This window comes from Sulfitobacter sp. M05 (assembly GCF_029285175.1).
Lineage (GTDB): Bacteria > Pseudomonadota > Alphaproteobacteria > Rhodobacterales > Rhodobacteraceae > Sulfitobacter.
In genome coordinates, this window is the sequence record NZ_JABEDH010000003.1 from 291,441 (window position 1) to 304,001 (window position 12,561).

13 protein-coding genes are annotated in these 12,561 nt (G+C 58.0%); 7 read left to right on the forward strand and 6 right to left on the reverse strand.

Features of this window, described 5'->3' with window-relative positions; translation table 11 throughout:
- The first annotated feature begins 43 nt into the window (after positions 1-43).
- The 7 genes from aroA (at position 44) to HKX44_RS15190 (ending at position 6,129) form a co-directional block, all read left to right on the forward strand.
- Complete coding sequence (aroA, locus tag HKX44_RS15160; protein ID WP_276152203.1) at positions 44-1,396, forward strand: 3-phosphoshikimate 1-carboxyvinyltransferase; 1,353 nt, start codon at positions 44-46, stop codon at positions 1,394-1,396.
- Positions 1,393-1,902 (forward strand): hypothetical protein, encoded by a 510-nt coding sequence (locus HKX44_RS15165; RefSeq protein WP_276152204.1) that lies wholly within the window; start codon positions 1,393-1,395, stop codon positions 1,900-1,902. Before aroA ends, HKX44_RS15165 begins: the two co-directional genes overlap by 4 nt.
- Positions 1,899-2,522, forward strand: a complete 624-nt coding sequence (locus HKX44_RS15170) for a d(CMP) kinase (RefSeq protein WP_276152205.1) — start codon at positions 1,899-1,901, stop codon at positions 2,520-2,522. The genes HKX44_RS15165 and HKX44_RS15170 overlap by 4 nt, the downstream gene beginning before the upstream one ends.
- Positions 2,523-2,888: 366 nt before the next feature.
- Positions 2,889-4,562: a 30S ribosomal protein S1 gene (rpsA, locus tag HKX44_RS15175; RefSeq protein WP_276152206.1), complete on the forward strand. Its 1,674-nt coding sequence runs from the start codon at positions 2,889-2,891 to the stop codon at positions 4,560-4,562.
- 276 nt (positions 4,563-4,838) lie between these two features.
- The gene (gene ihfB, locus HKX44_RS15180) at positions 4,839-5,123 is read left to right on the forward strand and encodes an integration host factor subunit beta (protein ID WP_276152207.1); all 285 of its coding nucleotides are present in this window, start codon (positions 4,839-4,841) and stop codon (positions 5,121-5,123) included.
- Positions 5,123-5,473 carry a LapA family protein gene (locus tag HKX44_RS15185; protein WP_276152208.1) on the forward strand — a complete coding sequence of 117 codons (351 nt, stop codon included), beginning with the start codon at positions 5,123-5,125 and terminating at the stop codon, positions 5,471-5,473. Before ihfB ends, HKX44_RS15185 begins: the two co-directional genes overlap by 1 nt.
- An 8-nt stretch (positions 5,474-5,481) precedes the next feature.
- Positions 5,482-6,129, forward strand: coding sequence for a phosphoribosylanthranilate isomerase (locus HKX44_RS15190; protein ID WP_276152209.1), 648 nt, complete (start codon positions 5,482-5,484; stop codon positions 6,127-6,129).
- A 178-nt stretch (positions 6,130-6,307) separates the two neighbouring features.
- On the opposite strand, the gene HKX44_RS15195 is transcribed toward HKX44_RS15190, so the two are convergent.
- The 6 genes from HKX44_RS15195 to HKX44_RS15220 form a co-directional block, all read right to left on the reverse strand.
- The gene (locus HKX44_RS15195; protein ID WP_276152210.1) at positions 6,308-7,804 is read right to left on the reverse strand and encodes a phosphomannomutase/phosphoglucomutase; all 1,497 of its coding nucleotides are present in this window, start codon (positions 7,802-7,804) and stop codon (positions 6,308-6,310) included.
- 14 nt (positions 7,805-7,818) lie between these two features.
- Entirely contained in the window at positions 7,819-8,652 is an 834-nt protein-coding gene (gene kdsA / locus HKX44_RS15200; protein ID WP_276152211.1) for a 3-deoxy-8-phosphooctulonate synthase, read from the reverse strand.
- Complete coding sequence (locus HKX44_RS15205) at positions 8,649-10,346, reverse strand: capsule biosynthesis protein (protein ID WP_276152212.1); 1,698 nt, start codon at positions 10,344-10,346, stop codon at positions 8,649-8,651. Before HKX44_RS15205 ends, kdsA begins: the two co-directional genes overlap by 4 nt.
- Positions 10,324-10,983, reverse strand: a complete 660-nt coding sequence (locus HKX44_RS15210) for an ATP-binding cassette domain-containing protein (protein WP_276152213.1) — start codon at positions 10,981-10,983, stop codon at positions 10,324-10,326. The genes HKX44_RS15205 and HKX44_RS15210 overlap by 23 nt, the downstream gene beginning before the upstream one ends.
- 198 nt (positions 10,984-11,181) lie before the next feature.
- On the reverse strand, positions 11,182-12,222 hold the full coding sequence (locus HKX44_RS15215) for a permease (RefSeq protein WP_276152214.1): 1,041 nt from the start codon (positions 12,220-12,222) through the stop codon (positions 11,182-11,184).
- Positions 12,215-12,559, reverse strand: coding sequence for a metalloregulator ArsR/SmtB family transcription factor (locus HKX44_RS15220; RefSeq protein WP_276152215.1), 345 nt, complete (start codon positions 12,557-12,559; stop codon positions 12,215-12,217). Before HKX44_RS15220 ends, HKX44_RS15215 begins: the two co-directional genes overlap by 8 nt.
- Between the last annotated feature and the right edge of the window lie 2 nt (positions 12,560-12,561).

Sequence of the window (12,561 nt, forward strand, 5' to 3'; positions counted from 1 at the left end):
TTTGCTGGGCTAGAAGTTTTTTGAAATAGTGAAGGACGGGTTTATGTCGGGCCATGGTGATCCAATTCCAATGATATCGAGCGCTTGCGGGCCGCTTTCGGGAACCGCCGAGGTGCCCGGGGATAAGTCGATTTCGCACCGCTCGTTGATCCTTGGGGCGATGTGTATTGGCAAGACCACCATTTCAGGACTGCTGGAGGGGCAAGATGTTCTGGATACAGCCAAGGCGATGCGGGCTTTCGGGGCAGAGGTGACGGATCATGGTGGCGGATCATGGTCTGTCGAAGGGGTTGGCGTCGGCGGTTTTGCAGAGCCTGACGGGGTGATTGACTGTGGCAATTCCGGCACTGGTGTGCGTTTGATCATGGGGGCGATGGCGACCTCGCCGATTGTTGCAACCTTTACCGGGGATGCCAGCCTGAACGGACGGCCGATGGCGCGCGTGACGGACCCGTTGGCGTTGTTTGGCTGCACGGCGGTCGGGCGCAGCGGTGGCCGGTTGCCGATGACATTGGTGGGGGCAGGTGAGGCCGTGCCGGTGCGTTATGTGGTGCCGGTACCTTCGGCACAGGTGAAGTCGGCGGTGTTGTTGGCCGGGCTGAACGCGCCGGGACAGACGGTGGTGATAGAGGCCGAGGCGACGCGCGATCACACAGAGCGGATGCTGGCAGGATTTGGCGCAGAGATTACAACCGAACAGACTGAAGAGGGGCGGGTGATTACCCTGAACGGCCAACCGGAATTGCAGGCCCAGCATATCGAAGTGCCGCGTGATCCGTCATCGGCGGCGTTTCCGGTTTGTGCGGCATTGCTTGTGCCCGGATCGGATGTTCTGGTGCCCGGTATCGGGTTGAACCCGACGCGGGCGGGGCTGTTCACCACACTGCGCGAAATGGGCGCAGATTTGACTTACGAAAACGAGCGGATCGAGGGGGGCGAGCCGGTGGCGGATTTGCGGGCTAGATTTTCGCCTGATCTAAAAGGCATCGAGGTGCCGCCCGAGCGGGCTGCGTCGATGATCGACGAATATCCCGTGCTGTCGGTGGTCGCCTCTTACGCAGAGGGCAAGACCGTGATGCGCGGCGTTAAGGAGCTTCGGGTAAAGGAAAGCGACCGGATTGATGCCATGGCTGTCGGGTTGCGCGCCAACGGAATTGAGGTGGATGAGGGCCCCGATTGGTGGACTGTGACGGGGCTTGGCCACGGGAATGTGCCCGGCGGTGCAACCTGTGCCAGCCATCTGGATCACCGGATTGCCATGTCCTTTTTGATCCTTGGTATGGCGGCGCAAAAGCCGGTCGGCGTGGATGACGGTGGGCCGATTGCCACGTCGTTCCCGATTTTCGAGCCACTGATGCAGCAGCTAGGGGCACAGGTGGCGAGAACCGCCACATGAAAGCGATCCTGAAGGCCAGCGGTGCTGCTTCGGCGGCACTGATGGTGGGGCTTGCGGTGATGGGCAGGGTCTGGCTGCAACCGGGAGATTTCGGTATTTTCGACGCACATTTCGGCGGCTATTCCGTTGATGCGGCTCGGTTGTATCTTGCTGCGTTGAAGCAGGCGGGGCGAACCGAGCTTTATCTCGGAGTGTTTCGCGTGTTGGATACGGTACTGCCCATCTTGTTGAGTTTCACACTTGCTGGTGTGATCTGGACGCAGGCGCGGGGTATGCCCAAAGTTGTGCGTGGGGTGGTGGCGCTGACCCCTTGCGTTTACCTTTGGCTGGATCTGTCGGAAAATGCAGCCGTCGCACATCTGTTGCGTTTTGGGCCACAGGTCTCGGCGGGGGCGATCTTGCAGGCCAGTGCCTATACCGTGGCTAAGTGGATTTGTCTGACGCTGGCAATGCTGTTGGCGGTCTGGGCGTGGCGTTTAGCCCCCAAAGAGGAAAGAAAAACGTGAGTACGACAAGCGGTTTTACAGTTGCGATCGACGGGCCTGCGGCCTCGGGCAAGGGCACGATTTCCAAAGCTGTAGCGGCGCATTTCGGGTTCGCCCATCTAGATACGGGTCTGTTGTACCGCGCGGTGGGGGTTAAGGTGCTGTTGGGGATCGAAGCGCTAGCGGCGGCGCAAACGTTGGTGCCGGAGGATCTGGACGGAGAGGCGTTGCGTACCCCGGAAGTGGCGCAGGAAGCCAGCAAGGTTGCTGCATTGCCAGACGTGCGGGCCGCTTTGGTTGATTTCCAACGCAGCTTTGCTGCGCGGGCTGGCGGTGCGGTTCTGGACGGACGTGACATCGGCACGGTGATTTGTCCGGATGCACAGGTGAAACTGTTTGTGATTGCAGATGCGGTTGTGCGCGCTCGGCGCCGCTTTGAGGAGTTGTCGGGCAAGGGCATCGAAACCAGCTTTGAGGAGGTGCTGGCCGATGTGCAGACCCGCGATGCCCGCGATATGGGGCGCGCAGATGCGCCGCTGAAGCCGGCGCAGGATGCGGTCGAGATTGATACCTCGTCGCTGAGCATCAAGGACGCTGTGGCGCAAACCGTTGCCGTGATTGAAGCGGCGATGAAGACTTAACTGATTTGCACAGGCGGCGTTGTATCCGCCTGACGAACAGAGCCTTGCAAACCCAAGGCGCGGGTCACAGTAAGGGACGTTTCATTTCCGGCCCAGCCAGCTTCCGCCGCTTCGGCTTTGAGGTGCCAAACCGCCTTGCACACCACTGCTATTTCGCCTATACGCGCCCTTGTCTAAGCGGCGGATACAAGCCACGGGGCGCAATTATGGGCAGGGTCGGATTCTTCCGGCCCTCTTTCGTTTGCGTTTCTCGGTCCACCACGATGACCAATTCACACCGTCTCACCTTGGGTGGGCAATCATCAAAGACCGGCGGAGACAACCGCACGGCCAGAAAACAAGTCTAGATTAGGAAAAATACGCTACATGGCGAATATGATGGACGAGTTTGAAGCACTCTTGAACGAAAGCTTCGAAATGGACACCCCTGAAGAGGGTTCCGTTGTTAAAGGCAAGGTGATCGCAATCGAAGCGGGCCAGGCCATTATCGACGTAGGCTACAAGATGGAAGGCCGCGTCGAGCTTAAAGAATTTGCTGATCCCGGCGAATCCCCGAAAATTGCTGTTGGCGACGAAGTCGAAGTATTCCTTCGTCAGGTCGAAAACTCCCGCGGTGAAGCGGTTATCTCGCGCGAGATGGCCCGTCGCGAGGAAGCATGGGACCGTCTGGAAAAAGCCTATGCCGCAGAAGAGCGCGTCGAAGGTGCGATCTTTGGCCGCGTTAAAGGTGGTTTCACTGTGGATCTTGGCGGTGCTGTAGCGTTCCTGCCCGGCTCTCAGGTTGATGTGCGCCCCGTGCGCGATGCCGGCCCATTGATGGGTCTCAAGCAGCCGTTTCAGGTTCTCAAAATGGACCGTCGTCGTGGCAACATCGTTGTTTCGCGTCGTGCGATCCTTGAAGAATCACGTGCCGAACAGCGTGCCGAAGTTATCGGTAACCTGACTGAAGGTCAGGAAGTTGACGGTGTGGTCAAGAACATCACCGAATACGGTGCGTTTGTTGATCTGGGCGGTGTTGACGGCCTGCTGCACGTTACAGACATGGCATGGCGCCGTGTGAACCACCCGTCCGAGATCCTCGCCATCGGCGAAACGATCAAGGTACAGGTCATCAAGATCAACAAAGAGACACACCGCATCTCCTTGGGCATGAAGCAGTTGCAGGAAGACCCATGGGATCTGGTTGCGGCCAAGTACCCACTGGAATCCTCGCACACCGGTCGCGTCACCAACATCACCGACTACGGTGCTTTTGTTGAGCTGGAGCCAGGTGTTGAAGGTCTGGTTCACGTTTCCGAAATGTCTTGGACCAAAAAGAACGTACACCCCGGCAAGATCGTGTCTACGTCGCAAGAAGTCGAAGTCATGGTTCTGGAAATCGATGGTGCCAAGCGCCGCGTTTCCCTTGGCCTCAAGCAGACCATGCGCAACCCATGGGAAGTGTTTGCAGAAACACACCCCGAGGGCACGGAAGTTGAAGGCGAAGTCAAGAACATCACCGAATTCGGTCTGTTTGTTGGCCTCGACGGCGACATCGACGGCATGGTTCACCTGTCCGACCTGTCATGGGACCAGCGTGGCGAAGAAGCCATTCAGGACTATCGCAAGGGCGACACAGTTCAGGCCGTTGTTTCCGAAGTTGACGTTGAGAAAGAGCGTATCTCGCTCTCCATCAAGGGTGTCGGCGGCGACAAGTTTGCAGAAGCAGTGGGCGGCGTGAAGCGCGGTTCTGTTGTGACTGTGGCTGTGACCTCCATCGAGGATGGTGGCATCGAAGTGGAATACGAAGGTATGAAAGCCTTCATCCGCCGCTCCGATCTGTCGCGTGACCGTGCCGAACAGCGCCCAGAGCGTTTCTCGGTGGGTGACAAAGTCGACGTGCGCATCACAAACGTGGATGCAAAAGCACACCGTCTTGGCGTCTCGATCAAAGCGCGTGAAATCGCAGAAGAGAAAGAAGCAGTCGAGCAGTATGGCTCCTCTGACTCCGGCGCATCCTTGGGTGATATCCTTGGTGCCGCTCTGAAGGGCGACGAATAAGTTACCCTTCCTTCGGTATGAATTTGAAAGGCCCCTCGCTTATGCGGGGGGCCTTTTTCGTTGCGAATCGGCAGCGGGAAAACCAGCAGTTTTGTGCAAGCTTCGGCACCACTGTATCGCTCTCGTGGATTTAATGGGCAAAAAAACGTCCAATAACAGGACGTTCTCCTTGGAAAAACGCAATCTGTGGGTCTTCACTGGCTTCCCGTAGGATATGTTTCTTCCTATAGTCATGCTCATTCGAACAATAAAAATGTCTCGCGGGGGGATGCCAGAATGATCCGGTCAGAACTGATCCAGAAGATTGCGGACGAGAATCCGCATCTCTATCAACGCGACGTTGAGCGGATTGTGAATACCATCTTTGACGAGATTACGACGGCAATGGCCGGCGGCAATCGCGTCGAGCTGCGCGGCTTTGGTGCTTTCTCCGTCAAAAAAAGAGACGCCCGTGTGGGGCGCAACCCGCGCACCGGTGAAACAGTTCATGTTGAAGAAAAACATGTACCGTTTTTCAAAACCGGTAAATTGCTTCGTGACCGTCTGAACGGGAACTCCTAATGCGCTATATACGTTACCTGTGCATCGCGGTTTTTGCCGTGGCGCTGATCTCTGTGGCTTTGGCAAATCGCACGCTTGTGACGTTGCAAGTCTTGCCGCAGGAGGTTGCGGGCTGGTTTGCTGTCAATCCGTCGGTGGAGCTGCCGTTGTTTCTGGTGATCCTTGGCAGCATTGTTGCTGGGGTGCTGGTCGGGTTCATCTGGGAATGGATCCGTGAATTCGGTGATCGTGCGGAAAAAGCCCGACTGGCCCGCGAGGCCCGCAGGCTGGAGCGTGAGGTTGCGCGACTGAAAGGTGAGAAACATCAGGGCAGTGATGAGGTCCTTGCGCTGTTGGACGGGACCAGCTGAGCCCGATCATGCCTTCTCATATCAATGTAAAGATTTGTGGCGTCACCCGGGCGCAGGATATTGAGGCGTCGGTGAAGGCCGGGGCGCGGTATATTGGGCTCAACTTTTTTCCCAAATCGCCGCGCTTTGTGTCGCTGGAGCAGGCGCGGGAGCTGGCACTGGGGACCGCGGAGGGGGTTTGTAAGGTCGGGTTGGTCGTGAACCCCACGGAGGCGGCACTGGATGCGTTGGTGGCAGCTGTGCCTGTCGATATGATCCAGCTGCACGGCGGCGAAACACCCGCGCGTGTGGTGGAGATCAAACAGCGGTATGGTTTGCCTGTGATGAAAGCGGTGGGGGTTGCCGACGCCGACGACCTGCTGGTGCTTGATAGATATGCGCAGGTGGCGGATCAACTTTTGGTGGATACCAAACCACCCAAGAATGCGGATTTGCCGGGGGGCAATGGTCTGGCGTTTGACTGGACGCTTATCGCGGGCCGACGCTGGACTGTGCCCTGGATGCTGGCGGGGGGGTTGAACGCTGGCACCGTTGCCGAGGCGATCCGTGTAACCGGAGCAGGGCAGGTTGACCTGTCATCAGCGGTTGAATCGGCCCCCGGGGTCAAGGATGCCGGGTTGATACAGGCGTTTTGTGACGCTGCCCTTGCAGATTGAGCAGGCAAAGCCTGCATTCGATTTGATTCATTTGGGGCCCTGCCCCAAACCCCGCAGTATTTAAGGCCAAAAAGAGAAAAGGGCCTAATGATGGGGTTCGAGTTTATCAAGCATCGCTTTGACGTGTCTTAGCGCGACCGCAAAGCGATGCTTGGAAGTTCGACGTTTAATCAGGATGTTAGATTGTTTGATCGTAATCGCCAACGCCGGGTTCTGTACGGATAGCGGCATCGATATCGGTAAAAATACTGCGCATTTCGGTTTCGGATTCAGGGCTTTCGCAGACGACAACCAAGTTTGGCGTGTTGGAGGAGGCCCGCACAAGTCCCCATGCGCCATTTTCGAGAATGACGCGGGCACCATTGACGGTGACGACTTCTTTGATCTTGCGGCCTGCGATTTCCTCGCCAGCGCTCTGTTTTGCGACCAGTTTGGCGACGATGCGCTCTAGGATGTCATATTTGTCTTCGTCAGAAGCATAAGGCGACATTGTCGGCGTGGCCCAAGTCTGAGGCAGGGCACGGCGCAGGTCGGACATGGACATATCGGGGTTGCGGTCCATCAGCTTGCAGATTTCGACCGCCACCCGCATGCCGCAGTCATAGCCACGGCCAATTGGTTCGGCGAGGAAGTAATGGCCAGATTTCTCAAAGCCCGCCAATGCGCCGATTTCCTTGACGCGGCGTTTCATGTGGGAATGGCCGGTCTTCCAATAGTCCGCAGTGACCCCATGTTTTTGTAATTCCGGATCAGAGGCAAAAAGCCCAGTGGATTTTACATCAGCGACAAAAGTTGCATTTGGGTGGATCTTGGCCAGATCGCGGGCCATGATGACGCCAACCTTATCCGCGAAAATCTCTTCGCCCTCGTCATCGACCACGCCGCAGCGGTCGCCGTCGCCATCAAAACCAAGGGCCAGATCAGCGCCCGAGGCCTTCACAGAGGCGCTCATATCATGCAGCATTTCCATCGCTTCGGGGTTGGGGTTGTAGTTCGGGAAAGTGTAATCAAGTGTGTTGTGGCTATCGACCACCTCGACACCGATGCGTTTGAACAGCTCGGGGCCAAAAGCAGAGGCGGTGCCGTTGCCTGTGGCGCAGACCACCTTGAGCTTGCGGGTCATTTTGAAATCACCCACCAGATCGTCAAGATAGGCCTCGCGGACGCCGTCGATGAATTCGTATTTGCCGCCATCGCGGGGCTGACCCTGACCGTTCAGCACGATGTCGCGCAATTCAGCCATTTCATCGGGGCCATGGGTCAGGGGGCGTTCAAAACCCATTTTCACACCGGTCCAGCCGTTGGGATTGTGGCTTGCCGTGACCATCGCAACAGCAGGGGCATCAAGGTGGAACTGTGCAAAATAGGCCATAGGGGACACGGCAGGGCCGATGTCCTTGACGTGAATGCCGGCCTGCATAAGCCCGAGCATCAGCGCGTTTTTGATCGACAGGGAATAGTCGCGATAGTCATTGCCAACGGCGATTACCGGTTCGATGCCGCGGCGATGCATCTGTGTACCAAGACCAAGGCCAAGCGCGGTGATGCCCGGCAGGTTGATGTCGTCAGGAAATTTCCAACGGGCGTCGTATTCGCGGAAACCAGTGGGCGTGATCATGGCATCGCGCAGGAATTCCCATGTATTTTGGGAAACGGTAGGGGCGGGTTTGGTCACGCGGGGGCCTCGCTTTAGAATGTGAGTGGGTGCGACTTGGCCAGGGCGTCAAACTGCATCAATGTTTTGATAAGGCCTGGCATCTGATCAAGGTAAATTGAGTTCGGTCCGTCACTTGGCGCGGTGTCGGGATCCTCGTGGGTTTCAAGGAACACGGCCGCCACACCGATGGCCACAGCGGCGCGTGCCATCACGGGCGCAAATTCACGCTGACCACCGGATGATCCACCAAGACCGCCCGGCTGTGCGACAGAGTGGGTTGCATCCATCACAACAGGATATCCGGTCTGTGCCATCTGGGGCAAGCTGCGCATGTCCGCGACAAGGGTGTTATACCCAAAAGCGGTGCCACGTTCGGTCAGCAGGATGTTCTTGTTGCCTGTTGACTCAATCTTGTCGACGATATTGCCCATTTCCCAAGGGGCCAGCCACTGGCCCTTTTTCACATTCACCGCTTTGCCGGTGTTGCCGGCAGCGACCAGCATATCGGTTTGGCGGCACAGAAAGGCGGGAATTTGCAGCACATCGACCACTTCGGCGGCAATGGCGCATTGCGCTTCGGTGTGGACATCGGTCAGCACCGGCACGTCATTGGCGCGGGCGACAGATTGCAATACCTTCAAGCCCTCGTCGATCCCGAGGCCGCGAATGCCGGCCAGCGACGTGCGATTGGCCTTGTCATAGCTGGCCTTGAACACGAATTGCGCACCTACGGCGGCGCAGGCCTCTTTCAACTGGCCCGCAATCATTTGGGCGTGGGTTTCGCTTTCGAGTTGGCAAGGGCCGGCAATGATTGTCAGCGGACGGTCGTTGCCGACGGTGACATCACCAAATGTGACCTGTGTCATGAAGTTACCTGTTCTCTGAGGATCGACGCTGTCAAAGACAACATCAGATAGATGCCTGCAAAGATCAGGAAAGCCAAGATCGTGTTTTCAAATTTGCGTGGATAGGTGGGTTCTTGCGGAGCCACAGGTTCAACCGCAACGGTCAGGTAACGTACTTGCCGACCGGCCTCTGTGCGGGCCTGATCCAGTGCGGTCTGGGCGGATTGCAGCACCATATCTGCGGCGGCCAGATCGGTTTGGGCCAGTTGCAAACGGACAGATTGTTCGGCCAGCGAGTTTTCACCGGTGGTCGATGAGTTCATCTTTTCCTTCAGCTTTTCTAGCTGCACCTGAAGACGGCGCACATCACCGCGGGCACCGTCAACCTTGGCACGGTTCGGGCGGGCGTTGTCCAGCAGGGCTGCCAGCTCAAGCTCTTTCTCGATCAACATCCCTTCATAGGTGGTGATCTGGGTGCGGATCGCGACGATCTCTGCCTGCGGATCAACCCCGTTTTCAACCTGCATCCGGATCAGCGCTTCCTGGGCGTCGCGGCGCTTTTTCTGGGCGATGTCAAAGCCGGCCAAAGCATCCCTCATGCCGTCTTCGCGCTTTTGTTTTGACAGGTTGTTCACCCGCTCTTCGGCATATTTGATCAGGCTTTCCGAGAAGGAGGCCGAGATATTCGGATCACCGGCGATGACCTCCAGACGGATGACCCCTTCGGTGGGATCATAGCCGATTTTGACGTTCTTTTTATAGGTCTTATAAGTTTCTTCGTTGGTGGCATCCGGTTCCAGGCGCTGGATCGGGTCGATTGTTTCGTCGGAAAAGTGATCCTTAAAACCAACATCGCGGTCCAGACGCAGCATGGCGTCTTTGGATTGCAGATAGGCCTGAGTGGCGATGCTGTCGGCAGAGTTGGCGAACTGCGTTGGCAGGATACTGCCGAAGGGACTGGCGCCGCCGCCGCCTTCACTCTGGATGATCAAGAACTGACTGTTGGTGGCGTACATTGGGGTCGCCACGTTATAGAAATAATACCCGGCAGCGATGGTCGGGAGCATGACGAAAAAGGCAAGCCGGACCAGCAACAGACCCAGTTTGCGCCGCCTGCGGTTTGTTATTTCGCGCTGGATGTCGGAAATTTCGCGGGCGCGGCGTTCTGCGGGGCTGATTTCGGTCGAGGGCAGGGAGGTGCCATCTGCCGGTACTGTCTGTGGCAGCTGCGTTCTGGTGGTTTCGATACGGCCCAGTTGTTGCGCACCATCCGCGCCATTGCCTTGGGGCACCACCAGTTCCAGCATGTTGGAGCGTTCGAATGGGTCGATCCCTTTAGCGCGTAGCAGGCGCACGGCATCAAAATCCGAAATCGGCGCGAGGTCGTGCTTTTGGGCGACCCGGCGTGCCATGCGCAACTGCCGTCCGGTCAGGCCTTCGCGACGGATCGCGTCAATATCGGTTTCGCCGGCCACTTCCGCGGCGGAAGAAACCGCGCCCGCACGTCCGGGGGGCGCATCTGCAGGGGAAGGTGTCGCGTCTTTTGCTGGGGTGGGCGTGGGGCCACCAGCGGGTGGGCGGGCCTGCGCAGCCCGAGCCGCGATGGGTTCCGGCATGGTGTCGGGGGCTGCCGGTGCGGCGGTATCCGTTGGGGTGTCGGATGTCGGCGTATTCCGCTTGATGCGGAACTTTCTAGCCTTGGGTTTCGTAGTCATACAACTGTTTCGCTTCTTCCAAGGTGTCGAACATGCGCAGCTGACCGTCCAGCAGGACAGCAGCAGAGCGGGCGAATTTTTGCAGGGTCTCGGCCTGATGGGCGACGATGATGATGGTGGTCGTCCGCAGCCGTTCTTGCAGGAGGTCTCCGGCCTTGCGGTTAAACTCCACGTCTGTGGAGGCGGGCATGCCCTCGTCGATCAGGTACATGTCGAAATCAAGCGCAAGTAGCAGCGCAAAGGAAAACCGCGCCCGCATACCGGTGGAATAGGTGCCCAGCGGCTGGTCGAAATATTCGCCAAGGTTGCACAACCATCGGCAAAAGCTCTCGACATAGTCAGGGTCAAGGCCATAGAGCCGCGCAATATAGCGGGCATTCTCCATGGCGGATACTTTGCCCACGACGCCGCCCATGAACCCAAGCGGAAAGGAAATGTTACAGCTGCGGCGGATTTCGCCCTCGTCAGGTTTTTCAAGGCCGGCCATCATGTTGATCAAAGTGGTTTTGCCGGTCCCGTTGGGGGCCAGAATGCCCAGCGACCGACCCAATTCGACCTTGAACGAAACATTGTCCAGGATCACCTTGTGCTGGCTGCCGGTCCAATAGGACTTTGAAACATTTTCGAATTCCAGCATGCCTGCTCCGGTTGCTGCTTACGTGACTTGCCTCGCCCCCTTTTCCAGAGGGTCCTTCAACGGATTATACCGCGACTTTGGCGACATTATGTCCTAAGTGGAAACAAATGTCCAAGTCACGTTATGGTGGTATTCCCCGACAATCACGATCTTTGGTTAAGCCGTGGTTAAATGCGGCCTATTGCGGGGGCAGTCTGGTCAGGCGATTGCCTGCCAGACCAGACCCGCGGCAATTGCACCGGTCAGCGCGAACCCCAGATAGGCGGCAAAGACGCGCGGTTTCACCAGTGCCCAGACCGCGATGGCGGCGGGGATACAACTGACGCCGCCGGCGATGACAAATGACATGGCGGCCCCATTGCTCATCCCTTGGGCCAGCAGCGCATCAATCAGTGGGACAGCAGCATAACCGTTCAGATAGGCAGGTGCGCCCACCAATGCGCCCAGCAGGATCGGCACAACTCCGGTACCGCCAAGGAAGTTGGCGATTAGGTCTGCCGGCACATAGCGCAGCATCAAGGCTTCGATCAGATAGGCCAGCGTCAGCCATTTGATCAGGAACAAGGCGTTGCTGCGCGCAGTATCTGTGAAGGTCGCGCGCCGGTCTGGTTCGTTCCAGAACTGCCAGACAGGCGTGCCGGAAAACGGTTTTGACGTGGAACAACAGCCGTTTGCGGCGGGGGTTTCACGGAGAGGATTGGCAAAGATCGGCGTATTCGCCATCAGCATAACCCCGAACCCGCCGAACATGCCAAGGCTGACCGCGGCAACTGTCTTGGCCAAGGCAAAGTCAAATCCCAAGGTGCCCGAAGTGATTGCAAACATGGCCGGGTCCATCAGCGGCGAGGCCAGCCAAAACGCCATTACCGCACCCAAAGGAGCGCCGACAGCGAGGAGGGCGGCGATGAAGGGAATGACCTCGCAGGAGCAGAATGGCGACAGCCCGCCAAGTAACGCGGCCATAACGATCATCCGCGCGGGGTTGCCCTCGAAGGCTTTGGCCAACAGGGTTTCCGCCCCAGATGCCTTGAGATAGGCGACGGCGAGCACAGCAAAGGCGATAAACGGTGCGGTGCCACCAAGCGCCTTGAGTGTGAAGGTGATTGTCTCGGCCAAAGTGTCGGGGGCGAAAATCGCAACCAAGGCGAGGATCAGGGCAATCACGCCCCATGCGCCGGGGTTCCAGCGTTTGGATGGGGGCCCTGATGGGGCGCTGTGGGAGTGGGTGGTATCAGCCATGATCATGATCCTTACAGGGGGCGGCGGCATCCGCGCAGCATTCAGTCAACAGGAAATGCGCAAGGGCTTCGACCTCGGCATAGGCAACTGCGGCACAGATGGTGCTGCGGCCTTGGCGTTGTTGGCGCACCAGACCGGCGGCGGTCAGCATCTTGAGGTGATGGGTCAGCGTGGAGCCGGTGACACCGGTGCGTTCACCCAATGCGCCGATGCTAAGCCCTTCGGGGCCTGCACGCACAAGGCTGCGCAACACGGACAGACGTTGCTCGGACCCCAGCGCGGCAAAGCTGGCGGCGGCAAGGGTGAGGGGCGGGAGGGTTTCTGGTTCTTGTTTCATAT